The sequence below is a fragment of the Citrobacter sp. Cf088 genome, assembly GCF_030334295.1.
GTDB lineage: Bacteria > Pseudomonadota > Gammaproteobacteria > Enterobacterales > Enterobacteriaceae > Citrobacter > Citrobacter freundii.
Map to the genome: position 1 here is coordinate 1,112,877 of NZ_JAOWEE010000053.1, position 26,791 is coordinate 1,139,667.

Consider the following 26,791-nt stretch of genomic DNA (forward strand, 5'->3'; position numbering starts at 1 on the left):
TATGTTTGATTTTTCAAAGGTTGTGGACAGGCATGGTACCTGGTGTACTCAGTGGGATTACGTTGCCGACCGTTTTGGTTCAGCCGACCTGCTGCCGTTCACCATCTCCGATATGGATTTTGCCACCGCACCCTGTATTCTGGAGGCGCTGACTCAGCGCCTGTCACATGGCGTGTTGGGTTACAGTCGCTGGAAAAATGATGAATTTCTTGCGGCGATTAGTCACTGGTTTCTATCGCGTCATAATACCCAAATCGATCCTCAGTCGCTGGTTTATGGCCCCTCGGTCATCTATATGGTATCGGAGCTGATCCGCCAGTGGTCTTCTGCGGGTGATGCGGTGGTGATTCATACGCCGGCGTACGACGCGTTTTACAAAGCAATTGAAGGTAATCAGCGCGTGGTGCGCTCTGTCGAACTGGAAAAACGCACTGACGGTTGGTACTGCGACATGGCCGCGCTGGAGAATGCGCTGTCTCGTCCAGAGAGCAAAATTCTTCTGCTCTGTAGCCCACAAAATCCGACGGGCAAAGTGTGGACGCGTGATGAGCTGGAAACCATGGCAGAACTGTGTCAGCGCCATGGTGTAAAAGTTATTTCCGATGAGATCCATATGGATATGGTATGGGGGGATCACCCACATATCCCCTGGAGTAATGTCGCGCGTGACAGCTGGGCGCTGCTCACTTCCGGCTCAAAAAGTTTTAATATTCCGGCACTGACCGGGGCTTACGGAATTATTGAAGACGCTCAAAGCCGTAACGATTATCTCAGCGCATTAAAAGGTCGCGATGGTCTTTCCTCACCAGCAGTGCTCGCGCTGAGCGCACATATTGCCGCCTATCATCAGGGAGCAAGCTGGCTTGATGCGCTGCGGGATTACCTTACCAGCAATTTGCATTACGTCGCCCGCGAGCTTAATGCCGCATTCCCCGAACTGAACTGGCAGGTTCCGCAATCCACCTATCTGGCATGGATTGACCTGCGTCCGCTCAACATTGATGACCACGCATTGCAGGAAGCGCTCATCCACCAGCAGAAAGTCGCCATCATGCCCGGATACACATACGGCGAAGAAGGACGCGGTTTTGTGCGCCTGAATGCCGGATGTCCACGATCCAAACTTGAAAAAGGCGTTCAGGGGTTGATTAACGGCATACGTTCTGTACGCTAATAAAGTTTGCGCAATGAAATTATTCATTGCGCAACATAGATTTTTATCCCGATTTTTTCTTATAATACGACGCACTTTACCTAAATACACGAGTGCGACCATGATTGATACTTCCCTCCCCTTGACCGACGTCCATCGCCACCTTGATGGTAACATCCGTGCCCAAACGATTCTGGATCTGGGTCGTCAGTTCAATTTAACGCTCCCGGCACAAACGTTGGAAACGCTGATCCCTCATGTGCAAGTGACATCCACTGAGCCAGATTTAGTGAGTTTTTTATCCAAGCTCGACTGGGGCGTGAAGGTACTGGCCTCGCTGGATGCCTGTCGCCGCGTGGCATTTGAAAATATTGAGGATGCAGCACGTAACGGTCTGCACTATGTAGAATTACGTTTTTCACCAGGCTATATGGCGATGGCGCATCAACTCCCGGTGGCAGGTGTGGTTGAAGCCGTCATCGCAGGCGTGCGCGAGGGCTGCAAGACCTTTGGCGTCGAAGCACGCTTAATTGGCATTATGAGCCGTACTTTTGGCGAAGCCGCCTGTCTGCAGGAACTGGATGCGCTGTTAGCCCACCGAGATCATATTACGGCACTGGATCTAGCCGGTGACGAACTGGGATTCCCTGGCAGTCTGTTCCTGTCCCATTTCAACCAGGCACGCGACGCCGGCTGGCATATTACCGTGCATGCGGGCGAAGCCGCGGGACCAGAAAGCATCTGGCAGGCCATTAAAGAGCTGGGCGCTGAGCGTATTGGTCACGGCGTTAAAGCCGTTGAAGATCGTGCGTTGATGGATTACCTCGCCGAGCATCGTATCGGCATCGAATCCTGCCTGACATCAAACATTCAGACCAGCACCGTTGCCTCACTAGCGAACCATCCGCTGAAAACGTTCCTTGAGCATGGCGTTATTGCCAGTTTGAATACGGACGACCCGGCTGTTCAGGGTGTGGATATTATTCACGAGTACACCATTGCCGCACCAGCTGCAGGCCTAACGCGCGAACAGATCCGCCAGGCGCAAATCAACGGTCTGGAAATGGCATTCCTGAGTAACGAAGAAAAACGAGCCTTGCGCGAAAAAGTCGGCGCAGCGTAACGGGTAAAGTGCTGAATGGCGCTAACGCTTATCCGGCCTACGTTGGTTTTCATTGTAGGCCGGATAAAATGCCTGAGCATCTCCATCCGGCATTAGTCCAATCAAGCAAGGCACAGCGTCGAACGATGTTTCGCAGATTCGATACCCAGCTCAATCAGCTCCATAATTTGGATAGCCTGTCTCGCCGGTACCGGGTTTTCACCGTTACCGTTTAGCGCATCACGAATGCCAGCATAGTACGCCGGATAGTTGCCAGGTACAGTAAGCCAGGTTTCTTCAACCTGCTCTTCGCCTTCTATTCGCGTCAAAACGCCATCGCGCATATCATAACCCCAGTCTTCCTGTGGCAGTCGCTCGCCATTTTTCAGGCGCTCTTCCTGCGGGTCAAGACCATATTTCACATAGCTGCCACGCGATCCGTGCACAATATAACGGGCCGATTCTGCGGCAGCGAGCATGGTGCCATGCAGGATCACACGACGCTGCGGATACGTCAGGATGGCATGGAAGTAATCCGTCGCCTGCGCGCCCGGACGCAACTGGGCCAGGTCTACCGTCAGGCTGACGGGCAAACCAAACAGATTAATCGCCTGATCCAAAAGATGCGGTGCTAAATCGTACCAGATACCGCTTCCCGGACCGCCCTGTTCACGCCAACGGTCACGAACCTGCGGGCGGAAACGATCGAAATGGGATTCGAAATACGCCACCTCTCCCAAAACACCATCCGCTAGCAGAGCTTTCAGCGTCAGAAAATCACTGTCCCAGCGACGGTTATGGAACACAGACAGCACGCGCCCGAGGCTGCGCGCCAGCGTATCCAGCTCACGAGCTTGTGACAGTGTCACAGTAAAAGGCTTATCAACAACCACATGTTTGCCCGCTTCCAACGCAGCTTTCGCTAATGGAAAGTGTGTGTCATTAGGCGTGGGGATCACAATCAGGTCGATATTTGGATCGTTAAAAAGATGCTTAGGCTCAGCAACAACCGCCACCGTAGGCCAGTCTGCCTTCACTTTTGCTTCATCACTACTGGAAACTGCAGCCAGTTCCAGGCCCGGCGTGCCCACAATCAGGGGGGCATGGAAGGTTTTACTGGCATAACCATAGCCAATTAGCCCAACGCGGATGTTGTCACTCATGTTATTGCCTCTCAATTCAGGACTGACCTATTTCACACCATACCTTGCAACGTCTCAATAGTTTAATAACCTTCGCGCTACAAAGGTTGTTTTTAACTTAAGTCAAACATATGCCACTTATGCTTAACTTGCAGCGAAAAAGAGGGAGAAATCGTTCCCAACCATCTTGCTGTATTAATGAGAGATTAGTAACATTTGCAGCCTGTGTTTATGGATAAATCAAAGCAAATGTCATCAGTAATGAATCGTCTTATTGAATTAACAGGTTGGATTGTTCTCGCCGTCTCCGTGATCCTGCTGGGTGTTGCCAATCATATTGACAATTACCAGCCACCAGAGCCCGTTGCGGCAGTGCAGAAGAAATAAGCATCCGCAACCTTTTATTGCCCGGCAATTAACATTGGTAGTTGCAGGGTTTGCCGGTAAAAGATCGCTTTCTGTCAAAAAAAGTGAATTATGCCGCATCCCGTTCCGCTGCATATTGCCAGCGATCGCTATGCGCGTTACCCTTGCCGAAGACGCGCATAGCGCCTGCTTTTTCACAGGTATGAACACTCTTCTTACATTTGCACGTAAATGCGCTTTTACCTGTGCACGTTGTTTATTTTTATATTTTCTACTCCGTTGGTATTATTTTATTAATATGGATCTGCATTTATGACTGTTCAGGATTACTTATTAAAATTCCGCAAAATCAGCTCACTCGAAAGTCTGGAAAAACTTTTCGACCATTTAAACTACACGCTCACCGACGATAGCGACATGATCAATATGTACCGTGCCGCAGACCATCGCCGTGCGGAGCTTATATCCGGAGGCCGTCTGTTTGATGTTGGTCAGGTACCTAAATCAGTCTGGCATTACGTGCAATAGAGAAGAAAGTAGCGCTCAACGTTAAAAGCTTTATAATAATTGCCCCAAAATGAATGGCATGATTGATTGCGCGCGTAAAACTGGAGAAGAGATGACTACCACACCGGCACAACGTATCGGAGGCTGGCTACTTGGGCCACTGGCCTGGCTGTTAGTCGCGTTGTTGAGCGCTTCGCTGGCGTTATTACTTTATGTCACTGCGCTGGCAACACCGCAAACCTTCAAAACGCTGGGTGAGCAAAGTACAGCAAATTTGCTGTTATGGGGCGTCTCCTTTGTTACCGCGATCGCCATGTGGTATTACACACTGTGGCTGACAATTGCGTTTTTCAAACGCAGAGCCTGTGTGCCCAAGCATTACATTCTGTGGCTGCTGATCTCCGTGTTGCTGGCGATTAAAGCGTTTGCATTTTCACCCGTCCCAGACGCTTTTGCCGTGCGCCAACTGCTGTTCCCATTACTGGCCGCAGCACTGTTGGTGCCCTACTTCAAGCGATCGCAGCGCGTTAAATCGACGTTTGTGAACCCGTAATAACCCTACAGTTAACCTGTTGTCGCCTGTTGTAGATTGTCAGATAATAGGCGGCTTTTTTATTTCAGGCCGAAAAATGACTGATTACCTGCTGCTGTTTGTCGGAACTGTACTGGTCAATAACTTTGTACTGGTCAAGTTTCTGGGCCTCTGCCCGTTTATGGGCGTTTCCAAAAAACTGGAAACCGCAATGGGTATGGGCCTTGCCACGACGTTTGTCATGACACTGGCATCCATCTGCGCATGGCTGATTGATACCTGGATCCTAATCCCGCTCAATCTCATCTATCTGCGCACGCTGGCTTTTATTCTGGTTATCGCCGTCGTCGTGCAGTTTACCGAAATGGTTGTGCGCAAAACCAGCCCTGCGCTGTACCGCCTGCTAGGGATCTTCCTACCGCTGATCACGACTAACTGCGCAGTGTTAGGTGTGGCGCTGCTGAACATCAACCTCGGCCATAACTTTTTACAGTCGGCGCTATACGGTTTTTCCGCCGCCGTCGGCTTCTCACTGGTGATGGTACTGTTCGCCGCGATCCGCGAACGCCTCGCCGTGGCGGACGTCCCAGCGCCGTTTCGCGGGAATGCGATTGCGCTGATTACCGCTGGTTTAATGTCATTGGCCTTTATGGGCTTTAGTGGTTTGGTGAAGTTGTAATGAATGCTATCTGGATTGCCGTTGCCGCAGTGAGTGTACTGGGTCTGGCGTTCGGCGCTATTTTGGGGTACGCCTCACGACGTTTTGCCGTTGAAGATGATCCGGTCGTGGAGAAAATTGATGAAATTCTCCCGCAAAGCCAGTGTGGGCAGTGCGGCTATCCGGGCTGTCATCCGTACGCTGAAGCGATCGGCTCTCAGGGTGAAAAAATTAACCGTTGCGCCCCCGGTGGCGAAGCGGTGATGTTAAAAATTGCCGCCCTGCTGAACGTCGATCCGCAGCCTATTGATGGTGATGAACAAGACGTTACGCCGGTGCGTATGCTGGCGGTCATTGATGAAAATAACTGTATCGGGTGCACTAAGTGTATTCAGGCCTGCCCGGTCGATGCGATCGTGGGCGCGACCCGCGCCATGCACACGGTAATGAGCGATCTCTGCACTGGGTGCAACCTGTGTGTTGACCCGTGCCCGACGCAATGCATTGAATTACGCCCGGTAGCTGAGACACCCGATAGCTGGAAATGGGATTTAAACACCATCCCTGTGCGCATCATTCCCGTGGAACAACATGTTTAAGTTATTCTCTGCATTCAGAAAAAATAAAATCTGGGACTTTGATGGTGGCATTCATCCACCAGAAATGAAAACCCAGTCAAACGGAACACCGTTGCGACAGGTTCCGCTGGCACCGCGTTTTGTTATTCCGCTGAAACAACATATTGGTGCGGAGGGTGAACTGTGCGTAAACGTGGGTGACACCGTGCTGCGTGGTCAGGCATTAACCCGCGGGCGTGGCAAAATGCTTCCAGTCCATGCGCCAACATCAGGTACCGTGGTTGCCATTGCCCCGCACTCCACCGCACATCCTTCGGCACTGGCTGAGTTGAGCGTTATCATAGACGCCGATGGCGAAGACCGCTGGATTGAGCGAGACGGCTGGACCGATTACCGCTCCCACAGCCGAGAAGAGCTGATTGCGCGTATTCATCAGTTCGGCGTCGCCGGGCTGGGTGGCGCAGGTTTTCCCACCGGCGTTAAACTGCAGGGCGGCGGAGATAAAATTGAAACGCTGATCATTAACGCCGCTGAATGCGAGCCGTACATTACAGCAGATGACCGCCTGATGCAGGACTGTGCGGCGCAGGTCGTCGAAGGAATCCGCATCCTGGCGCACATTCTTCAGCCACGCGAGATCCTCCTCGGCATAGAAGATAACAAACCGCAGGCAATATCTATGCTGCGCGCGGTGCTGGCTGATTCACACGACATCAGTTTGCGCGTTATCCCCACCAAGTACCCTTCCGGCGGGGCTAAACAGTTAACACAAATCCTGACTGGCAAGCAGGTTCCCCACGGTGGACGCTCCTCAGATATCGGGGTATTGATGCAAAACGTCGGTACCGCCTATGCAATTAAACGTGCAGTAATTGACGGTGAGCCGATCACCGAACGTGTCGTGACGCTTACCGGTGAAGCCGTCAGCCGCCCGGGCAACGTCTGGGCGCGTTTGGGCACGCCGGTTCGTCATCTGCTCAACGACGCGGGCTTTTGCCCTTCCGCCGACCAGATGGTGATTATGGGCGGACCGCTGATGGGGTTTACGCTGCCATGGCTGGATGTCCCGGTGGTGAAGATTACCAACTGTCTTCTGGCCCCCTCTGCCAGTGAAATGGGTGAAACGCCGGAAGAGAAAGGCTGCATTCGCTGTAGCGCATGCGCCGATGCCTGTCCGGCGGATCTCCTGCCACAACAGCTTTATTGGTTCAGTAAAGGGCAACAGCACGACAAAGCAACGGCCCACAATATCGCCGACTGCATTGAATGCGGTGCCTGCGCCTGGGTATGCCCAAGCAATATTCCGTTGGTGCAGTATTTCCGCAAGGAAAAAGCCGAGATTTACGCCATTAGCCAGGAAGAAAAACGAGCCGCTGAAGCGAAAGCACGGTTTGAAGCCCGACAGGCGCGCCTTGAACGTGAAAAAGCAGCGCGTCTTGAACGCCATAAGAGCGCCGCTGCTCAACCGGCGGCCAAAGACCATGATGCCATTGCCGCCGCGCTGGCTCGCGTAAAAGAAAAACAGGCTCAGGCGCTGCAGCCGGTAGTAATTCAGGCAGGTGAAAAACCTGACAATAGCGCAGTGATTGCCGCACGCGAGGCGCGTAAGGCGCAAGCTCGTGCTTCCCGTAAGGAAAATTCGCCGCAAAGTGAAGGCAGCAGCACGGGTACAGATCCGCGTAAAGCTGCCGTCGAAGCGGCAATTGCTCGCGCCAAAGCCCGCAAGCTCGAACAGCAGGCTGTACCGGAAACAGCCGAGCCGGTTGATCCACGCAAAGCCGCCGTGGAAGCGGCCATCGCCCGCGCCAAAGCCCGCAAGCTCGAGCAGCAGGCGGTACCGGAAACAGCCGAATCGGTTGATCCGCGTAAAGCCGCCGTGGAAGCGGCCATTGCCCGCGCCAAGGCCCGCAAGCTCGAGCAGCAAGTGGTAACGGAAACAGCCGAGCCGGTTGATCCACGTAAAGCCGCCGTCGCGGCCGCTATCGCACGCGCTCAGGCAAAGAAAGCCGCACAGCAGCAGGTTGTTAACGAGGAATAAATGGTATTCAGAATAGCAAGCTCCCCTTATACCCATAACCAGCGCCAGACATCACGTATCATGATGTTGGTGTTACTTGCGGCATTGCCGGGGATCGCCGCACAGCTGTGGTTCTTCGGCTGGGGTACGTTGTTCCAGATAGTTCTGGCCGCCATCAGCGCTATCGCCGCCGAAGCGGGCGTGCTTAAACTGCGTAAACAACCCATTGTGCCGATTTTAAAAGACAACTCTGCGTTACTCACCGGGTTACTGCTGGCCGTGAGTATTCCCCCGCTCGCCCCCTGGTGGATGGTGGTATTGGGCACGGTATTCGCGGTTATCATTGCGAAACAACTGTATGGCGGTCTCGGTCAGAACCCGTTTAATCCTGCCATGATTGGTTATGTCGTGCTGCTAATCTCATTTCCAGTACAGATGACCAGTTGGCTGCCGCCGCACGAAATTGCGGCTACAGTGCCTGGGTTCTTTGACGCGCTGAACGTTATCCTTAGCGGCCATACCGTCAGCGGTGGGGATATGAATACACTGCGTATGGGCATTGATGGTATCAGCCAGGCAACGCCTCTCGATACCTTTAAGACATCACTGCATGCCGGGCATACCGTTGAACAGGTGATGCAATACCCGATTTACAGCGGTGTGCTGGCAGGCGCGGGCTGGCAGTGGGTTAATCTTGCCTGGCTGGCGGGTGGTATCGTTCTGTTATGGCAGGGGGCAATTCGCTGGCATATCCCGGTTAGCTTCCTGCTGTCGCTCGCCGTTTGCGCCACTCTGGGATGGTTGTTCTCACCTGAGTCACTCGCGTCTCCTCAGTTACACCTGCTTTCCGGCGCAACCATGCTGGGTGCATTTTTTATTCTTACCGACCCCGTTACGGCCTCGACAACTAACCGCGGCCGCCTGATTTTTGGCGCACTTGCGGGGTTGTTAGTATGGTTGATTCGCAGTTTTGGCGGTTATCCTGACGGTGTAGCCTTTGCTGTATTACTGGCAAATATCACGGTTCCCCTGATTGATTATTACACCCGCCCTCGCGTGTACGGACATCGCTAAGGACTCCCAATGCTGAAAACGATTCGTAAACACGGTATTACGCTGGCACTGTTTGCTGCTGGTTCAACGGGATTAACCGCGGCAATCAATCAATTAACCAAGTCCACCATTGATGAACAGGCCGCGCTGCAGCAAAAAGCACTGTTCGATCAGGTGCTACCTGGCGATCGCTACAATAATAACTTGTCTGAGAGCTGTTATCTGGTCAATGCGCAGGCATTGGGCAAAGGTACTCACCGCGTGTATATTGCCCGCCAGGACGACCGTCCCGTTGCAGCAATTCTTGAAGCTACGGCGCCAGATGGGTATTCCGGGGCGATTCAACTGCTGGTCGGTGTCGATTTTACGGGTACCGTGTTGGGTACGCGGGTAACCGAACATCATGAAACCCCGGGACTGGGCGATAAAATCGAACTGCGACTGTCCGACTGGATCACCCACTTTAGCGGCAAAACGATCGCTACGGGTAACGATGCCCACTGGGCTGTGAAAAAAGACGGCGGCGACTTTGACCAGTTTACTGGTGCAACCATTACGCCGCGGGCGGTAGTGAACGCAGTAAAACGCGCCGGTTTGTATGCGCAGACGCTACCCGCGCAGCTTCCTCAACTTAGCGCCTGTGGAGAATAAACCATGAGCGAAATTAAAGACGTTATAGTCCAGGGGTTATGGAAAAATAACTCCGCGCTTGTGCAGCTACTCGGGATGTGTCCGCTGTTGGCTGTTACCTCTACCGCCACTAACGCGCTGGGGCTGGGGCTCGCGACGACGCTCGTTCTGACGCTGACCAACCTGACGATTTCGGCCCTTCGTCGCTGGACTCCGCCTGAAATCCGTATTCCAATTTATGTCATGATCATCGCCTCCGTGGTGAGTGCGGTGCAGATGCTGATCAATGCCTATGCCTTTGGCCTGTATCAGTCTCTGGGCATCTTTATCCCGCTGATTGTGACCAACTGTATTGTTGTTGGCCGCGCAGAAGCCTTCGCCGCCAAAAAAGGCCCTGCATTATCCGCACTCGATGGTTTTTCCATCGGTATGGGGGCGACCGGCGCCATGTTTGTTCTGGGCTCGCTGCGTGAAATAATTGGTAACGGTACACTGTTTGATGGCGCAGACGGTTTGTTGGGTAACTGGGCCAAAGTATTGCGCGTTGAGATCTTCCATACTGATACGCCGTTTCTGCTGGCCATGCTGCCACCAGGCGCGTTTATTGGTCTGGGCTTGATGCTGGCAGTTAAGTACCTGATTGATGAGAGAATGAAGAAACGTCGTGCCGAAGCGGCTGTCGTGGACAGTCCGGCTGGTGAAACAGGGAATGTCTCATGAACAAAGCAAAACGTCTGGAAATACTGACTCGCCTGCGGGATAACAACCCGCATCCGACAACCGAGCTTAATTTTACATCGCCGTTTGAACTGCTGATTTCGGTCTTGCTATCCGCTCAGGCCACCGATGTCAGCGTCAATAAAGCGACGGCTAAACTATACCCCGTCGCCAATACGCCTGCTGCGATGCTGGAGCTCGGAGTTGAAGGTGTTAAGTCCTACATCAAGGCAATCGGCTTGTTTAACAGCAAAGCGGAAAACGTAATTAAAACCTGCCGCATTCTGCTGGAACAACATAATGGTGAAGTGCCTGAAGACCGTGCTGCGTTAGAAGCTCTCCCCGGCGTTGGGCGCAAGACGGCTAATGTGGTGTTAAATACCGCCTTTGGCTGGCCCACTATTGCCGTAGATACCCACATTTTCCGGGTATGTAACCGGACACAATTCGCCCCAGGTAAAAACGTCGAGCAGGTAGAAGAAAAGCTACTGAAAGTTGTACCCAGTGAATTTAAAGTCGATTGCCACCACTGGTTGATTCTTCATGGCCGCTACACCTGCATCGCCAGAAAGCCACGTTGTGGTTCCTGTATCATCGAAGATCTCTGCGAATTCAAAGAGAAAGTCGATATCTAATGCTGCCGGGGCATCCTCTTTGCCCCATACATACATAACGTTTAGTTATGCACTCCCCAATGTTTCCTTTCCCGACAATGATGCCATTCAATTGCTCAAATCTAATGCAATATTCTTGTTAATTAACACCTGAGCAGGTTAATCGTTTTTTTAGCAAAAGAAATTTCTATCTATACGTGATCCAGATCATCCAGCTAACACAATGTTAATAAGTTTTTATTTTTTAGTTAAGATGACAATTAGATGACCTAACTGCACAGTTTCTAAACAAAACATTACACTGCCTATTTTTCAGATAATGGCCTATATCACTGGATTCAACCTTAATTAGCAGAACATATTGCCACATTGCGGTTTTAGCGGTGATTAAACAGTGTAAAAATCTGCCATTTTACAAATGAAGAAATTTAACGCTAGATAACATTTCACAGCCCCGACGATTTCACCAGTCATGATATATGTAACAGATTATTACAAACCACTTGTCTGAATGGTCAAGATAGTGAACATTACTTGCCGTTTCCCCTCCCACTATAACAATTGGACGGATGAACTTGACTCATCACGTACCTGAACACCCCCGTTGATATGGGATGTAAAAAAAGAGGTAAAAGTGTCTACTGCAAACAATAAACCAACAGAAAGCGTAAGTTTAAACGCCTTCAAACAACCAAAAGCGTTCTATCTCATTTTCTCTATTGAGCTGTGGGAACGTTTTGGTTATTACGGCCTGCAAGGGATTATGGCCGTCTACCTGGTTAAACAGCTGGGTATGTCAGAAGCGGATTCCATCACCCTTTTCTCGTCCTTTAGCGCCCTGGTGTACGGTCTGGTTGCCATTGGCGGCTGGTTAGGTGATAAAGTTCTGGGAACAAAACGTGTCATTATGCTGGGTGCCGTTGTCCTGGCCATCGGTTATGCGTTGGTAGCATGGTCCGGTCACGATGCGGGTATCGTTTATATGGGCATGGCGGCTATCGCGGTCGGTAACGGCCTGTTTAAAGCAAACCCATCCTCCCTGCTCTCTACCTGCTATGCCAAAGATGACCCGCGTCTTGATGGTGCATTTACCATGTACTACATGTCCGTCAACATCGGTTCATTCTTCTCTATGCTGGCAACGCCATGGTTAGCTGCGCGTTACGGCTGGAGCACTGCGTTCGCGCTGAGCGTCGTGGGTATGCTGATTACCGTTGTTAACTTCGCATTCTGTCAGCGCTGGGTTAAACAATACGGTTCTAAACCTGACTTTGAACCAATCAACTTCCGTAACCTGCTGCTGACTATCGTTGGCGTTGTGGTTCTGATCGCGATTGCGACCTGGCTGCTGCACAACCAGCAGATCGCACGTATGGTTCTGGGTGTAATTGCTATCGGTATCGTGTTTATCTTCGGTAAAGAAGCCTTCACCATGAAAGGCGCTGCACGTCGTAAAATGATCGTCGCCTTCATTCTGATGCTGGAAGCGATTATCTTCTTCGTGCTGTACAGCCAGATGCCGACCTCACTGAACTTCTTTGCGATTCGTAACGTTGAGCACTCTATTCTTGGCATTGCTTTCGAACCTGAACAGTACCAGGCGCTGAACCCGTTCTGGATCATCATTGGTAGCCCAATCCTCGCCGCTATCTATAACAAGATGGGTGATACCCTGCCGATGCCGACCAAGTTTGCGATTGGTATGGTGCTGTGTTCCGGTGCATTCCTGATCCTGCCGCTGGGTGCGAAATTCGCTACCGATGCGGGCATCGTTTCCGTTAACTGGCTGATTATCTGCTATGGCCTGCAAAGTATCGGTGAGCTGATGATCTCCGGTCTGGGTTTGGCAATGGTGGCACAGCTGGTTCCGCAACGCCTGATGGGCTTCATCATGGGTAGCTGGTTCCTGACCACTGCCGGTGCAAACATCATCGGTGGCTACGTCGCTAACATGATGGCTGTACCAGAGAACGTGACTGACCCGCTGATGTCCCTTGAAGTCTACGGTCGTGTGTTCCTGCAGATTGGTGTTGCGACGGCTGTTATCGCTGTTCTGATGCTGCTGACGGCTCCGAAACTGAACCGTATGACTCAGGATGACGAAGCCGATGAGAAAGCCGCTAAGGCCGCGACAGCGTAATTCTCAGGGAAACTCATTTTCAGGCCGCTAACTGTTGTTAGCGGCTTTTTTTTTGCATGAGGTAGCACTACCATACGATATACCTCAGCCAAAAGGAGTTACCGATGAAACTGTTCTACAAACCGGGCGCTTGTTCTCTTGCTTCCCACATCACACTTCGTGAGAGCGGTAAAGATTTCACGCTGGATGGTGTTGATCTGATGAAGAAACGTCTGGAAAATGGCGATGATTTTTTCGCGGTAAACCCAAAAGGGCAAGTTCCCGCACTGCTGCTGGATGACGGTACGCTACTTACCGAAGGTGTCGCCATCATGCAATATCTGGCGGACAGCGTGCCAGACCGTCAGCTCCTTGCCCCTACCAGCAGCCTCTCCCGTTACAAAACCATCGAATGGCTTAACTACATTGCGACAGAACTGCATAAAGGCTTTACGCCACTGTTCCGTCCCGATACGCCGGAAGACTTCAAGCCAACCGTTCGCGCGCTGCTGGAGAAAAAAATGCAGTATGTGAACGACTCGCTAAAAGATAACCAATGGATCTGCGGCCCGCGCTTCAGCATCGCCGATGCCTACCTGTTTACCGTACTGCGTTGGGCCTATGCGGTTAAGCTGAATATGGCAGGATTAAGCCATATCGACGCGTATATGGCGCGTATGGCTGAACGCCCGGCGGTTGCCGCGGCGCTTAAAGCAGAAGGGTTAAATTAATTGTTGTTGCCGGGTGGTGCTTGCGCTTGCCCGGCCTACAGCTAAAAATATGCCCGATAAGCGTGAACGCCATCGGGCATTGATTACAGCTGCGTTGCGCTGAAGTAGTGTTCAGGCTTCGCGATGCGATCCTGCGCGGCCACCACCTGCAGCTCATACTCGTGCATCTCTTTAGTGGCGATCATCACTTCGTACACTGCCGCAGTCACATGCTCAAGCGCCTGCTGTAAAGACGCGCCCTGCAACAGTTTCACCAGCAACAAGCCACTGGTAACATCACCCACACCAACCGGTTGACGTGCGCCAAAATCGACCAGCGGGCGACTGATATGCCACGCCTGTTCAGCGGTGACCAACAGCATCTCGAAACGGTCGGTGCTAATACCTGCGCGTGCCAGATGCTTCACCAGTACAATTTCAGGTCCCTGAGCGATCAGTTCACGCGCCGCCGCAACGGCCTCATCAACATTGTTCACCGCATGCTCACACAGAATTTCGAGCTCAACCAAATTCGGGGCAATAATGTCACTAGCTGGAAGCGCATGACGAACATGAAATTCCGCCACACCCGGAGCTACGATACATCCCTTTTCAGGGTGTCCCATCACCGGATCGCAAAAGTATTTTGCCTGCGTGTTGGCCGCTTTTACTTTACGTACAATACCCAGAATATGCTCGCCCTGTTCAGCTGAGCCAAGATAGCCGCTCAGTACTGCGTCACAGGTCTGGAGTTTATCAATATCAGCAATGCCCTGGACAATTTCAGTCAGGTGGCTCGGCGGCATAACACAACCGGTCCATTTGCCATACTGCGTGTGGTTTGAAAACTGGACGGTATTCAACGGCCAGACGTTTGCGCCAAGACGACGCATCGGAAATTCTGCTGCACTGTTGCCCGCATGGCCAAAAACAACGTGGGACTGGATGGCGAGGATCTTCTTCATTTTACTTACCACAACCCTGAAAAAATAAAGGGGCGTAGTTTCCCACGCCCCTGCTAACGCAATCTTACTTCCAGCAAATCAGACAATAGTTCTTCTTGCCACGGCGCAGTAAGGTATAGCGCCCGAACAGGATATCACTCTCCTGGAAGAAATATTCCGGATCGGACTGCTTCTCACCGTTGATGGTCACCGCGTTAGACGCAATGGTCTTACGGGCCTGACCGCGAGAAGGTTGCAGCTCGGAGTCTACCAGCGCCTGCATCAAATCGGCACCTTTGTCCATCTCGATCATCGGCACGCCATCCTGCGCCAGCTGTTCGAAATCTGCTTCACTCAAATCGCTGAGATTGCCATTGAACAAGCTTTCGGTAATGCGTTTTGCCGCGACCAGACCTTCTTCACCGTGAACCAGACGCGTAACCTGTTCGGCCAGAACATACTGGGCACGCGGCGCTTTACCGCTGTTTTTATCTTCTTCTTCCAGCGCATTGATCTCTTCAATATCCATGAAAGTGAAGAATTTCAGGAAGCGATAAACGTCCGCATCGGCGGTGTTGATCCAGAACTGGTAGAATTTGTACGGACTGGTTTTCTTCGGATCCAGCCACACTGCGCCGCCTTCCGTCTTACCGAATTTGGTGCCATCAGCTTTAGTAATGAGTGGTACGGTCAGACCAAACACCTGATTCTGGTGCAGACGACGGGTCAAATCGATACCCGAAGTAATGTTACCCCACTGGTCAGAACCACCAATCTGCAGTGCCACGCCGTGCAGCTTATTCAGGCAGGCAAAGTCATAACCCTGCAGCAGGTTGTAAGAAAACTCGGTAAAGGAGATCCCCTGATCGTCACGGTTCAGACGCTGCTTAACCGCTTCTTTGTTGATCATCTGGTTAACGGAGAAGTGTTTGCCGATATCACGCAGGAAAGTCAGTACGTTCATACCGCCAAACCAGTCGTAGTTGTTCGCAGCAATCGCCGAGTTGTCGCCACAGTCGAAATCGAGGAACGGTGCAACCTGTTTGCGGATTTTATCCACCCACTCCTGCACAGTGTCTTCGGTATTCAGTTTACGCTCGGCGGCTTTAAAGCTCGGGTCACCAATCAGACCGGTTGCGCCACCTACCAGTGCGACAGGCTTATGGCCTGCCTGCTGGAAGCGTTTCAGGCATAACAATGGAACCAGATGCCCCAAATGCAAGCTGTCAGCGGTAGGATCGAAGCCGCAATAGAGCGCGATCGGGCCTTGCGCCAGTCGCTCTGCTAACGCTTCCTCGTCCGTCACCTGGGCCACCAGCCCCCGCTCTTGCAATTGTTTAATCAAGTTACTGCTTGCCATCAAAATCTCCATGTATAAAACGACTGCACCTTTGCCGGTACACGACTTTTCGCCTGATGCGAAAGAAACATAGAATAAAGCGCCGGATTGATCAGCACCAGCGCTTAAAACAAGAAATTTGCATCTTTAGGGGGCCAGGCGATCAATTTTCCACGCGTTATCTTCGCGTTGGTATAAAAAACGATCGTGTAAGCGGTTTTCACCACCTTGCCAGAACTCCATTTGCTCAATACTCACGCGAAAGCCGCCCCAGAAACTTGGCAGCGGAACTTCTCCTTGCTGAAACTTCTGCTTCAACTCGAGAAATTTACTTTCAAGAATACCACGAGCTGAGATCCGGCTGGATTGCTTAGAGACCCAGGCGCCAATCTGGCTATCTCGTGGGCGACTGTGGAAGTATTTCACTACTTCTAACGTGGAGAGACGCTCAGCCTTGCCGATCACCATCACCTGCCGTTCCAGCGTATGCCAGGGAAATAAAAGGCTGATGCGTGGATTTTTCTCGATCTGATGCGCCTTACGGCTGCCAAGGTTGGTATAGAACACCAGCCCTTTGTCATCATAATGTTTGAGTAACACGATACGCTGATACGGCTGGCCATTTTCATCGACGGTCGCAACGACCATCGCGGTGGGATCGGCCAGTTTGGCGTCACAGGCTTGCCCCAGCCAGCGCTCAAACAGCGCAAGGGGTTCGGCGGGAAGATCGCGGCGGCGAAGACCGCCTTTCGTGTATTCACGGCGCAGATGTGCGATTTGCTGCAATTCGTCGTTATCAGACATGATGTTGGGCTACGGATTGTCAGTGGGTGACGCTATTGTGCGCCGCCCAGGTGAAAATCTCAACGCTTCGGGTTCTGTAACTGACAGTTATTTAGCACAATTCTGTCTCGTTTATAGACCGTTGCCTCGTCGCCTTTAGACCAGAAAACGTAGATCCCATCGGTATAGCGCGCACCTGATGCCGACACGCCCTGTTTGAGGTTCAATAGCTGATTATCATAAACAAAGCTTGCCGTCTGGCGGGTATTGTTCAGCTTGACGGTAAGCGGTTTTTCGTCGCAGCGGTATTCGAGCGTATCCGTTTGCATACGCTCAACAAATTGGTTGTATACGCTACACCCGCTAAGCAGTACCGGCAGACACACTAACAATAGTTTTTTCATAGCCATATCCTGAAGACTTTCCTGGTCCCGGAGGGTAATGGAACCCTCCCTAATATCCCTAGTTTACCGGCATACGGTGCTGAATAATTTCAGTTAACTCTGAGTTCGTGGGTTAGCAGGATAAATCGCCCCTAAAACGCTCGGCTCTGATGCGCCAGTCACAGAAGGCAGATTTCCAGGTAATCCGGCCAGTGTCCGCCACGCCAGCCAGGCAAAGGCTAACGCTTCCATATCATCGCCGCTGATCCCGGCTTCATCCGTTGAGGTGACCTCTGTTCCCGGCAATAGTGCCGCCAGACGCATCATCAGCAGCGGATTACGGCTTCCTCCACCGCAGACCATGAGCCGTTCACAGCCGCCGCTTAGCAAGACCTGCTCTGAAATGGTCACCGCGGTCAGTTCGGCAAGCGTCGCCTGCACATCCCGCGGACTAATCCCCGGGAACTGCACCAGATGACGTTCTATCCAGCCATAATTGAAATACTCACGACCAGTACTTTTCGGCGCAGGCTCGGAGAAATAAGGGTCGTTAAGCATATTTTGCAGTAACGGCAGGATAACCATTCCCGAAATGGCCCACTGTGCATCTTTGTCGTAAGGTTGACCGCATTGCCGCCAGATCCAGGCATCCATCAGCATATTGCCCGGCCCGGTGTCGTATCCGCGAACGGGTTGTTGCGGAATAAGTAGAGACAGATTGGCAATCCCGCCGATGTTTAACACCATCCGCCGTTCCGTTGGATGTGCCAGCAGTGCCTGATGAAACGCGGGAACGAGCGGTGCACCCTGCCCGCCAAGGGCGATATCACGTCGACGAAAATCGCCGACTACGGTTATCCCTGTACGCGCAACAATCTGGTTGTTATCGCCAATTTGCAGCGTGTGTGGCGCAGCACCGTTAGGTTCATGCCACACGGTTTGCCCGTGGCAACCAATCGCAACGATATCCTGCGGTTTCAATTTTTCTTGCGCCAATAACGCATTCACTGCCTCAGCAAATAAATAACCGAGCTGTGCGTCCAACTGACCAAACTGAGAAAGTGTAAGCTGCTGCCCCTGGCAGATATCCAGAATCGCTTGTTTAACATGAATGGGGATGGGCCAGGTCAGACTCGCCTGCTGCGCAACCATCGTTTCATCTATTGTCGCCAGCACAACATCGACGCCATCAAGGCTGGTTCCAGACATTACACCGATAAAACGGCCCGATTTCATAGGTCATCCTTTTAAGCAAATTAGCCTTGACACTCAACCATAAAGTGTCGACTAATGCCATGCTTGCTTAATGATTTTTGGTGGCTAATCATTACAATGATCGTTTAATTACATCAATTACATGAATGATTCGTTTATACTCGGTTGATCCGATTTCGGTTAAGATTTTCATATTGTTCCAGTAGAACATGTGACCTTAGGCTCACAAATGCCATATAATTTAACCATGAAGGGTGCTTTATTAGCGTTTCGTGGTGACAAAGGAGATTTGTAAATGATTAAACGTGTGCTGATTGTTTCATTAATGGGCGTATCTTTAGCGGGTTGCGTTAACAATGATAGCCTTTCAGGTGACGTGTATACCGCATCCGAAGCGAAACAAGTTCAGAACGTTACCTACGGTACGATTGTTCATGTTCGTCCGGTGCAAATCCAGGGTGGCGATGACGCAAACGTGATTGGTGCTATTGGTGGTGCGGTACTCGGCGGGTTCCTCGGTAACACCGTCGGCGGTGGTACGGGTCGTTCATTAGCGACGGCTGCAGGCGCAGTTGCCGGTGGCGTAGCGGGTCAAGGCGTACAAGGTGCGATGAATAAAACCCAGGGTGTGGAACTGGAAATCCGTAAGGATGATGGTAATACCATCATGGTGGTTCAGAAACAGGGTGCGACCAAGTTTTCAGCCGGCCAGCGCGTTGTTATGGCTAACAACGGCAGCCAGGTTACCGTGTCTCCACGCTAATCAAATTCACGTGTGGTCAGACCCTGGCCACACGTCATTTTTTGCTTCAGCCCTGTGACTGCAGCTCAATAATATTGTGTTCCAGCCTGGCGACCAGTTTAATCAGCAGATCAATTTCCTCAGCTGAAATCCCTTCCAAAATTTCTCCACGCGTCTTGTTGATAACCGCTTCCATATCAGCGATCAGCGGCTCTGCTTTTTCTGTCAGTTTAATTCTCTTTGCCCGGCGATCGCTGGCGCAAGTCTGTCGTGAAATGAGTCCCTTTTCCTCTAACTGGTCAAGCGTACGTACCAACGAAGGCTGCTCGATGCCAATCGCTTTAGCCAACTGAATCTGCGATTGATCCGGCGGCAACTGATGAATGTTGTGCAGCGTAACCCAATGCGTCTGCGTCAACTCCAGAGGTTTCAGGCGATGGTCAATCAGAGCACGCCAAATGCGCACCAACCGTGCCAGATCAGAACCTAATGGCGATTCCAATTTCATCTCCTTATAATTAGCTTGCTAAGTTATTGTGCTGATTTTAGAATAGTGTGCAGCATTTGTATTCCCAAAACAAATGTATTGCCAAATTTGCTTACCGGCTGACATTTTTTCAGACATTATGCGTTACGGAGACTCATTGTCTCTTTTTTGCTAAACCTATAGCAATGCTCTCTTCCGCCAAGGATTTTGCCCGTGAAGTTTATGTTTAATGCAACAGGATTGCCCCTACAAGATTTAATGATCGGCGCATCTGTCTACTTCCCTCCTGTTTTCAAGGCGATTGTAGCAGGATTTATTCTCTGGCTGGTTGTTCATCGCCTACTGCGCGACTGGATTTACTCTGGCGAAATCTGGCATCCCTTGTTAATGGATCTGTCACTCTTTACGCTTTGCGTATGTCTGGCCTTTGTTATGCTGATAGCGTGGTGATTATGTCGCTTAAAACCGTTAAATACTTCTCCACTATTATAGTCGCTGCAATCGCAGTTTTCGCCGGGTGGTGGATGTGGAATTACTATATGCAATCGCCCTGGACACGTGATGGCAAAGTGCGAGCTGAGCAGGTCAGCATTACGCCACAGGTGTCAGGTAGCATTAGCGAACTCTATATAAAAGATAACCAGTTTGTGAATAAAGGCGATGTCCTTTTTATTATCGACAAGACGCCATTTCACATTGCTGAACTGAATGCGCAAGCGCAACTTGCAAAAGCGCAGTCTGACCTGGCGAAAGCCAACAACGAAGCCAACCGCCGCCGTCATTTATCGCAAAATTACATCTCAGCCGAGGATCTGGATACCGCAAATCTCAACGTGAAAGCCATGCAGGCGAGTGTTGAAGCAGCAGAGGCCAGTCTGCGTCAGGCACAGTGGCAATTGACGCAAACGGTGGTCAAAGCCCCCGTAGCGGGCTGGGTCACCAATCTTTCAACCCGTACCGGAGACTACGCTTCAACCGGGAAGCCTCTGTTTGCTCTCGTCGACAGTCACTCTTTTTATGTGATGGGGTATTTTGAAGAAACTAAGTTGCGCCACATTCGCGAAGGTGCACCTGCCCTCATCACGCTCTACAGTGGTGATATAAAGTTACAGGGTCACGTTTCCAGTATTGGTCGTGCTATCTACGATCAAAGTGTGGAAAGTGATTCCGGCCTGATTCCAGATATCAAGCCCAACGTGCCGTGGGTGCGTCTGGCGCAGCGTATCCCGGTACGCATCGAATTCGACGCCCTGCCGCGGGATGTCACGCTGGTATCAGGTACAACCTGCAGTGTATCCATCGGCCAGCGTAAATGAAACTACCTCGCCTGACACCTGGCAATTTGCCGTGGTTTAAAGCCACGGCGGCACAGTGGCGTTATGCGCTGCGTAACACCATTGCGATGTGTCTGGCGTTAACTTTTGCTTATTATCTGAATCTGGACGAACCCTATTGGGCGATGACCTCAGCGGCGGTGGTCAGTTTTCCCACCGTTGGCGGGGTTATCAGCAAAAGTCTGGGTCGCGTGGCAGGTAGCTTACTGGGTGCCACCGCCGCATTGATTATTGCCGGTCATACCCTTAATGAGCCGTGGTTATTCTTGCTGAGCATGTCGGTGTGGATCGGTTTTTGTACCTGGGCCTGTGCGCATTTCACCAATAACGTTGCCTACGCCTTTCAACTGGCGGGTTATACGGCGGCGATCATTGCGTTTCCCATGGTCAATACCGTGGAAATTACGCAGTTATGGGATATCGCGCAGGCACGCGTGTGTGAAGTCATCGTCGGTATCTTGTGTGGCGGTGTGATGATGATGATCCTGCCCAGCACCTCCGATGGCATCACGTTACTGACTGCATTGAAAAACATGCATTCACGTTTACTGGAACATGCCAGCCTACTCTGGCAACCAGAAACCACGGACGCCATTCGCACAGCCCATGAAGGTGTTATCGGTCAGATTCTTACCATGAACCTGCTGCGTATTCAGGCGTTCTGGAGCCACTACCGTTTTCGCCGACAAAATGCTTTGCTCAATTCGCTGTTGCATCAGCAGTTAAGGATGACCAGTGTGATTTCCAGTCTGCGCAGGATGCTGCTGAACTGGCCTAATCCCCCGTCCAATACCCGGGAAATTATCGAACAGTTGCTCAGCGAACTGATAAAATCCAATGCTAATAGCTACACCGTTGCACGTATTATTGCCCCACTGCGACCCGTCGATGCACGCGACTATCGACACGTCGCCTTCTGGCAACGACTGCGTTATTTTTGTCGGCTCTACCTGCGCAGCAGTCATTATCTGCATTTACTGGAAAATGGCGTTACCGCCGAGCGTATTAATATCGTCCGCACGCCGGGGCTTGCCCGTCATACCGATAATGCGGAAGCTATCTGGAGCGGGTTACGTACGTTCTGCACTTTGATGCTTATCGGCGCATGGAGCATTGGCGCACAATGGGAATCAGGCTCTGGCGCACTCACGCTCGCCGCCATCAGCAGCGTGCTGTATTCCGCCGTTGCCACGCCGTTCAAGTCGCTTTCTTTGCTGATGCGCACACTGGTTCTGCTGTCGCTGTTTAGCTTTGTGGTTAAGTTTGGCCTAATGGTGCAAATTTCCGACCTCTGGCAATTCATTCTTTTTCTCTTCCCGCTACTCGCCACCATGCAACTGTTGAAGCTGCAAATGCCAGCCCTGGCAGGTCTTTGGGGGCAACTGATTGTATTTATGGGTTCGTTTATCGCGGTGACCAATCCGCCGGTATATGATTTTGCTGATTTCCTGAATGACAATATGGCGAAAATCACTGGTGTGGCGCTGTCATGGCTGGCCTTCGCCATTCTGCGGCCCGGATCGGATGCCCGGAAAAGTCGCCGTCATATTCGCGCCCTGCGCCGGGATTTTGTCGATCAGCTCAGCCGACACCCATCACTCAGTGAAAACGAATTTGAATCGCTGACCTATCATCACGTCAGCCAGCTCAGCAGCAGTCAGGATGCGCTGGCTCGACGCTGGTTATTACGCTGGGGGGTCGTATTGCTGAACTGCTCGCACGTGGTGTGGCAACTGCGCACCTGGGAGGCGCGTTCGGATCCGCTGGCTCGCGTCAGGGACGTGTGTATCTCTCTGCTGCGCGATGTAATGAGCGAACGTGGCGTCCAGCAACGACCACTGAATGCCACGCTGAGTGAGCTACAACGCATCTGCGATACGCTTGCCCACCATCATCAACCTGCTGCACAGGAGTTATCGGCATTGGTCTGGCGGCTACACTGCTCGCTTTCACAACTCGAACAGGCGCCACCGCCGGGCACTCTCAGTAGTTGATTATTTGATAACACCACAGGCGTAGCGCGCTCCGCCACCGCCAAGCGGTTTCGGTTGATCGGACATATTATCGCCGCCCACATGGATCATCAGCGCTTTGCCTTTAACCTCATCGAGCGTTTTGAGGCGCGGCGCAATCACCGGTGTTGTGGCGTTTCCGTCGTTATTCACCACCAGCAGCGGCAGGTCACCCATATGACCTGCGCCTTCCGGGCCTTCGTGTTTGCCGGTTTGGTGCGGATCATAATGGCCTCCAGCCGATTCCGCGGCTGAGGCTTTCCCTTCTTTAATCGCCGGTTGGCAGCTGCCGTTCATATGCACATGGAAACCATGTTCTCCCGGCGGCAACGCTTTCAGATCGGGCGAAAACTCCAGCCCCTTTGCGGTTTCAGCAATAGTGACCGTACCAATCGCCTGGCCAACGCCTTGCGACGTGACCAGATTCATCGTCACTTTTTCTTCAATGGCAGCCTGCGCACCTGCACAGGCGAGTAGAGTGATGATGGCCAAACTCAAACGCTTCATAAGACCTCCGTCCAAAAGGTGTCTGATTGTTAAGTGTAAACCAGTGACACAATTTTGAACGGTGATGCACCAAAAACACGATTAAGGTACGTCGTAACCCAGTGCAGCTTTACGAATGCGGAACCATTGCTGGCGAGACATGTTCAGCGTCTCAGACTCAATGGCGGCGCGTACGCGCTCTATTTTTCCTGAGCCAATAATCGGCAGCGGCTGAGACGGCAAACGTAAAATCCAGGCGTACACCACCTGCTCAATAGACTGCGCGTTTAACTCTTCTGCGATCGCGGCAAGTTCATTTCGTAATGGCTGGAACGCATCGTCATTAAACAAGCGACCGCCGCCGAGGCAGGACCAGGCCATTGGACGAATACGCAACTGCTGCAGTTGATCTAAAGTGCCATCCAGCAGGAGCGGCTGATGTACCGGAGAGATTTCAACCTGGTTGGTCGCCAGCGTAAACGGCAGACGCGATTGCAACAATGAGAACTGTGCCGGGGTGAAATTAGAGACACCAAAGTGACGCACTTTGCCACTGTGGTGCAATTTTTTGAAAGCGTCGGCGACATCGTCAGCATCCATAAGCGGATCGGGACGGTGGATGAGCAACAGATCAATATGATCGGTCGCCAGCAACTTCAGCGATTCTTCCGCACTGGCAATAATATGCGCGCTGTCGGTGATGTAATGGCCCAGCGCATTTTCTGCGCGCGCCGTCGTCGCGATCCCGCATTTGGTCACAATCTGCATTTTTTCACGCAAATGCGGAGCCAGTTTCATTGCCTCACCAAACGCCGCTTCACACTGGTATCCACCGTAGATATCTGCGTGATCGACGGTGGTCACGCCCAGATCCAGATGCTCTTCAATAAAGCTGACTAGCTGGCGCGCGGACATATTCCAGTCCATCAGGCGCCAGTACCCCATCACAAAGCGAGAAAATTCCGGGCCTTGCGGCGCAATAGTAATACGCTGAACCATAGCAGCTTCCTTTTAAGTGAATGTGCCTCGAGTATACGCAATTACGCTTTTAAAAGAGTGAAGGTTGTTGCGGTTCTTCCGAAGGGTTGGCTTTGTTCGCTCGTAATTTACGCATCAGGCGCTGACGACAAAGCCGTAGCACTTCCTGCTTTTGGGCATCGCTCATCTTTTGCCAGTTAAAACGTTCATCCCGACTGCGAAAACAGCCACGGCAAAATCCGCGTTCGTCAGACTGACATATTCCACGGCATGGGCTCTGGACGGGGAAAAACTCCAGCTGTTCGGCCACATCCCCCTCCTTTAGTAAGATTGATATACTTATTGAAGACGTTAACTGAATTTCTCGCAAGCGCTATTGCATTAGACCGACTGGTCTATTACACTCCTGTTCATGAACAAAATCACTGAACACGATACACGCGAACATCTGCTGGCGACTGGCGAACTGCTGTGTATGCAGCGCGGCTTCACCGGCATGGGTTTAAGCGAACTACTGAAAACCGCTGAAGTGCCCAAAGGTTCGTTTTATCATTATTTTCGCTCTAAAGAAGCGTTCGGTGTCGCGATGCTGGAACGCCACTATGCGGCCTATCATCAGCGACTGGCTACGCACTTTGATACGGGTGCGGGAAACTACCGCGACCGCATTCTGGCCTACTATCAGGAAACCCTGAACCAGTTTAGCCAGCACGGCATTATTAGCGGCTGTTTAACTGTAAAACTGTCTGCCGAAGTGTGCGATCTGTCAGAAGATATGCGCACTGCGATGGATAAAGGCGCGCGGCACATTATTGTGCTGTTAGCGCAGGCACTGGAGAAAGGTCAGGCCAGCCATTGTCTGTCCTTTGTTGGCGAGCCGTTACAGCAGGCGCAGGTACTGTATGCGCTGTGGCTTGGCGCCAACCTGCAGGCCAAGATTTCTCGTAGCGCTACTCCGCTGGAAAATGCGCTGGCGCACGTTAAAAACATCATCACAACGCCTGCCGTTTAACAGGCGTTTTTATTTCCTTTGTTACTAGACGACCGGTCTATTCAGGAGTGCCACATGTCATCTGAAAAACTGTTTTCCCCACTGAAAGTGGGTGCCATTACGGCAGCAAACCGCGTATTCATGGCGCCACTGACGCGTCTGCGCAGTATTGAGCCTGGCGACATCCCTACTCCGCTGATGGCCGAGTATTACCGTCAACGCGCCAGCGCGGGTCTTATTATCAGCGAAGCGACGCAGATTTCCGCACAGGCGAAAGGCTATGCCGGAGCACCCGGCTTACACAGCGAAGCGCAAATTGCCGCATGGAAGAAAATCACCGCTGCCGTACACGCTGAGCAAGGTCATATTGCTGTCCAGTTGTGGCACACCGGACGCATCTCTCACGCGAGTCTGCAACCAAATGGTCAAGCTCCAGTTGCACCTTCCGCGATTAGTGCTGGAACCCGCACCTCGCTGCGCGATGAAAATGGTCTGGCAACGCGTGCCGATACCTCAATGCCACGTGCGCTGGAAACCGAAGAGATTCCGGGCATCGTTAATGACTTCCGTCAGGCGATAGCCAACGCGCGCGAAGCGGGTTTCGACATGGTTGAACTGCACTCTGCCCACGGCTACCTGCTGCACCAGTTCCTGTCGCCAACCTCTAATCAGCGTACCGATCAATACGGCGGTAGCGTCGAAAATCGTGCGCGTCTTGTGCTGGAAGTGGTTGATGCCGGTATTAAAGAATGGGGTGCCGATCGTATTGGTATTCGCGTCTCCCCGATTGGCTCATTCCAGAACGTTGACAACGGTCCGAACGAAGAAGCCGATGCGCTGTATCTGATTGAACAATTGGGCAAGCGTGGAATCGCTTACCTGCACATGTCTGAGCCGGATTGGGCCGGTGGTGAGCCGTATTCCGATGCGTTCCGCGAAAAAGTTCGCGCGCGCTTCCACGGTCCTATCATTGGTGCTGGTGCCTACACCCCTGAAAAGGCAGAAGCGCTGATCGAGAAAGGTCTGATCGACGCCGTTGCTTTTGGTCGCGCCTATATTGCTAACCCGGATCTGGTGGCGCGTCTGCAACGCAAAGCGGAACTGAATCCGCAACGTGCCGAGAGCTTCTACGGCGGCGGCGCGGAAGGTTACACCGACTATCCTACCCTCTAACGTCACAATCTCCGTTCTGCCATTGA

Annotated in this window: 29 protein-coding genes and 1 pseudogene; 20 read left to right on the top strand and 10 right to left on the bottom strand. The window is 52.0% G+C overall.

Features of this window, described 5'->3' with window-relative positions:
• Position 1 precedes the first annotated feature (1 nt).
• Together OGV71_RS18220 and add are read left to right on the top strand one after the other, a co-directional pair.
• Complete coding sequence (locus OGV71_RS18220) at positions 2–1,174, top strand: MalY/PatB family protein (protein WP_204583577.1); 1,173 nt, start codon at positions 2–4, stop codon at positions 1,172–1,174.
• Between the two features lie 100 nt (positions 1,175–1,274).
• Positions 1,275–2,276, top strand: coding sequence for an adenosine deaminase (add, locus tag OGV71_RS18225; protein WP_003843551.1), 1,002 nt, complete (start codon positions 1,275–1,277; stop codon positions 2,274–2,276).
• A 101-nt stretch (positions 2,277–2,377) separates the two neighbouring features.
• Here the strand turns inward: add and OGV71_RS18230 are convergent, their stop codons facing one another.
• Complete coding sequence (locus tag OGV71_RS18230) at positions 2,378–3,418, bottom strand: oxidoreductase (protein ID WP_003029131.1); 1,041 nt, start codon at positions 3,416–3,418, stop codon at positions 2,378–2,380.
• 240 nt (positions 3,419–3,658) lie between these two features.
• Between OGV71_RS18230 and blr the strand changes: the two genes are divergently transcribed.
• From blr to gstA, 12 genes are all read left to right on the top strand, one after another.
• The gene (blr, locus tag OGV71_RS18235) at positions 3,659–3,784 is read left to right on the top strand and encodes a division septum protein Blr (RefSeq protein WP_003029134.1); all 126 of its coding nucleotides are present in this window, start codon (positions 3,659–3,661) and stop codon (positions 3,782–3,784) included.
• 291 nt (positions 3,785–4,075) lie between these two features.
• Positions 4,076–4,291 carry a transcription modulator YdgT gene (ydgT, locus tag OGV71_RS18240; RefSeq protein WP_003029138.1) on the top strand — a complete coding sequence of 72 codons (216 nt, stop codon included), beginning with the start codon at positions 4,076–4,078 and terminating at the stop codon, positions 4,289–4,291.
• A 91-nt stretch (positions 4,292–4,382) separates the two neighbouring features.
• Entirely contained in the window at positions 4,383–4,823 is a 441-nt protein-coding gene (locus OGV71_RS18245; RefSeq protein WP_003832803.1) for a DUF2569 domain-containing protein, read from the top strand.
• A gap of 76 nt (positions 4,824–4,899) precedes the next feature.
• Complete coding sequence (rsxA, locus tag OGV71_RS18250; RefSeq protein WP_003029144.1) at positions 4,900–5,481, top strand: electron transport complex subunit RsxA; 582 nt, start codon at positions 4,900–4,902, stop codon at positions 5,479–5,481.
• Positions 5,481–6,059, top strand: coding sequence for an electron transport complex subunit RsxB (gene rsxB, locus OGV71_RS18255; protein WP_003029148.1), 579 nt, complete (start codon positions 5,481–5,483; stop codon positions 6,057–6,059). The genes rsxA and rsxB overlap by 1 nt, the downstream gene beginning before the upstream one ends.
• Positions 6,052–8,076 (top strand): electron transport complex subunit RsxC, encoded by a 2,025-nt coding sequence (gene rsxC / locus OGV71_RS18260; RefSeq protein ID WP_204583579.1) that lies wholly within the window; start codon positions 6,052–6,054, stop codon positions 8,074–8,076. The genes rsxB and rsxC overlap by 8 nt, the downstream gene beginning before the upstream one ends.
• Positions 8,077–9,129 (top strand): electron transport complex subunit RsxD, encoded by a 1,053-nt coding sequence (gene rsxD, locus OGV71_RS18265; protein WP_016150195.1) that lies wholly within the window; start codon positions 8,077–8,079, stop codon positions 9,127–9,129.
• Positions 9,130–9,138: 9 nt separating this feature from the next.
• The gene (gene rsxG / locus OGV71_RS18270; RefSeq protein ID WP_003029155.1) at positions 9,139–9,759 is read left to right on the top strand and encodes an electron transport complex subunit RsxG; all 621 of its coding nucleotides are present in this window, start codon (positions 9,139–9,141) and stop codon (positions 9,757–9,759) included.
• Between the two features lie 3 nt (positions 9,760–9,762).
• Entirely contained in the window at positions 9,763–10,458 is a 696-nt protein-coding gene (locus OGV71_RS18275; protein ID WP_204583581.1) for an electron transport complex subunit E, read from the top strand.
• The gene (gene nth / locus OGV71_RS18280) at positions 10,455–11,090 is read left to right on the top strand and encodes an endonuclease III (RefSeq protein ID WP_204583583.1); all 636 of its coding nucleotides are present in this window, start codon (positions 10,455–10,457) and stop codon (positions 11,088–11,090) included. Before OGV71_RS18275 ends, nth begins: the two co-directional genes overlap by 4 nt.
• Positions 11,091–11,703: 613 nt before the next feature.
• The gene (gene dtpA, locus OGV71_RS18285; protein WP_003029162.1) at positions 11,704–13,209 is read left to right on the top strand and encodes a dipeptide/tripeptide permease DtpA; all 1,506 of its coding nucleotides are present in this window, start codon (positions 11,704–11,706) and stop codon (positions 13,207–13,209) included.
• Positions 13,210–13,313: 104 nt separating this feature from the next.
• The gene (gstA, locus tag OGV71_RS18290; protein ID WP_003029164.1) at positions 13,314–13,919 is read left to right on the top strand and encodes a glutathione transferase GstA; all 606 of its coding nucleotides are present in this window, start codon (positions 13,314–13,316) and stop codon (positions 13,917–13,919) included.
• 83 nt (positions 13,920–14,002) lie between these two features.
• Here gstA and pdxY read toward each other — a convergent pair whose 3' ends face one another.
• From pdxY to anmK, 5 genes are all read right to left on the bottom strand, one after another.
• On the bottom strand, positions 14,003–14,863 hold the full coding sequence (gene pdxY, locus OGV71_RS18295) for a pyridoxal kinase PdxY (protein WP_204583585.1): 861 nt from the start codon (positions 14,861–14,863) through the stop codon (positions 14,003–14,005).
• 64 nt (positions 14,864–14,927) lie between these two features.
• Entirely contained in the window at positions 14,928–16,202 is a 1,275-nt protein-coding gene (gene tyrS / locus OGV71_RS18300; protein ID WP_003029168.1) for a tyrosine--tRNA ligase, read from the bottom strand.
• Between the two features lie 126 nt (positions 16,203–16,328).
• The gene (gene pdxH / locus OGV71_RS18305) at positions 16,329–16,985 is read right to left on the bottom strand and encodes a pyridoxamine 5'-phosphate oxidase (protein ID WP_003029169.1); all 657 of its coding nucleotides are present in this window, start codon (positions 16,983–16,985) and stop codon (positions 16,329–16,331) included.
• A 59-nt stretch (positions 16,986–17,044) separates the two neighbouring features.
• Positions 17,045–17,374 (bottom strand): C-type lysozyme inhibitor, encoded by a 330-nt coding sequence (gene mliC / locus OGV71_RS18310; RefSeq protein ID WP_003029170.1) that lies wholly within the window; start codon positions 17,372–17,374, stop codon positions 17,045–17,047.
• Between the two features lie 87 nt (positions 17,375–17,461).
• Positions 17,462–18,583 (bottom strand): anhydro-N-acetylmuramic acid kinase, encoded by a 1,122-nt coding sequence (gene anmK / locus OGV71_RS18315; RefSeq protein ID WP_204583587.1) that lies wholly within the window; start codon positions 18,581–18,583, stop codon positions 17,462–17,464.
• 274 nt (positions 18,584–18,857) lie between these two features.
• On the opposite strand from anmK, the gene slyB reads away from it, so the two are divergent.
• A complete protein-coding gene (gene slyB, locus OGV71_RS18320; RefSeq protein WP_003029175.1) occupies positions 18,858–19,325 on the top strand; it encodes an outer membrane lipoprotein SlyB in 468 nt (155 codons plus the stop codon).
• A 46-nt stretch (positions 19,326–19,371) separates the two neighbouring features.
• On the opposite strand, the gene slyA is transcribed toward slyB, so the two are convergent.
• Positions 19,372–19,812, bottom strand: coding sequence for a transcriptional regulator SlyA (gene slyA / locus OGV71_RS18325; protein ID WP_019076732.1), 441 nt, complete (start codon positions 19,810–19,812; stop codon positions 19,372–19,374).
• A gap of 192 nt (positions 19,813–20,004) precedes the next feature.
• Here slyA and OGV71_RS18330 point away from each other — a divergent pair, with 192 nt between their 5' ends.
• The 3 genes and pseudogenes from OGV71_RS18330 (at position 20,005) to OGV71_RS18340 (ending at position 23,144) form a co-directional block, all read left to right on the top strand.
• Positions 20,005–20,241 (top strand): DUF1656 domain-containing protein, encoded by a 237-nt coding sequence (locus tag OGV71_RS18330; RefSeq protein ID WP_003029180.1) that lies wholly within the window; start codon positions 20,005–20,007, stop codon positions 20,239–20,241.
• A gap of 2 nt (positions 20,242–20,243) precedes the next feature.
• Positions 20,244–21,107, top strand: coding sequence for an efflux RND transporter periplasmic adaptor subunit (locus OGV71_RS18335; protein WP_003029182.1), 864 nt, complete (start codon positions 20,244–20,246; stop codon positions 21,105–21,107).
• Positions 21,104–23,144, top strand: a pseudogene (locus OGV71_RS18340) (FUSC family protein). The gene OGV71_RS18335 and the pseudogene OGV71_RS18340 overlap by 4 nt, the downstream one beginning before the upstream one ends.
• Here the strand turns inward: OGV71_RS18340 and sodC are convergent.
• The 3 genes from sodC to OGV71_RS18355 all read right to left on the bottom strand — a co-directional run bounded on the left by sodC (position 23,120) and on the right by OGV71_RS18355 (position 24,911).
• Positions 23,120–23,644, bottom strand: coding sequence for a superoxide dismutase [Cu-Zn] SodC (gene sodC, locus OGV71_RS18345; protein WP_003029187.1), 525 nt, complete (start codon positions 23,642–23,644; stop codon positions 23,120–23,122). The pseudogene OGV71_RS18340 and the gene sodC overlap by 25 nt on opposite strands.
• A gap of 81 nt (positions 23,645–23,725) precedes the next feature.
• On the bottom strand, positions 23,726–24,622 hold the full coding sequence (locus OGV71_RS18350; protein ID WP_003029189.1) for an aldo/keto reductase: 897 nt from the start codon (positions 24,620–24,622) through the stop codon (positions 23,726–23,728).
• Positions 24,623–24,671: 49 nt separating this feature from the next.
• Positions 24,672–24,911: a DUF1289 domain-containing protein gene (locus tag OGV71_RS18355; protein ID WP_003029191.1), complete on the bottom strand. Its 240-nt coding sequence runs from the start codon at positions 24,909–24,911 to the stop codon at positions 24,672–24,674.
• Positions 24,912–25,013: 102 nt separating this feature from the next.
• On the opposite strand from OGV71_RS18355, the gene OGV71_RS18360 reads away from it, so the two are divergent.
• Both OGV71_RS18360 and OGV71_RS18365 read left to right on the top strand, forming a co-directional pair.
• The gene (locus OGV71_RS18360) at positions 25,014–25,613 is read left to right on the top strand and encodes a TetR/AcrR family transcriptional regulator (protein WP_003836447.1); all 600 of its coding nucleotides are present in this window, start codon (positions 25,014–25,016) and stop codon (positions 25,611–25,613) included.
• A gap of 54 nt (positions 25,614–25,667) precedes the next feature.
• Complete coding sequence (locus OGV71_RS18365; RefSeq protein ID WP_003029197.1) at positions 25,668–26,765, top strand: alkene reductase; 1,098 nt, start codon at positions 25,668–25,670, stop codon at positions 26,763–26,765.
• The last annotated feature ends 26 nt before the right edge of the window (positions 26,766–26,791 follow it).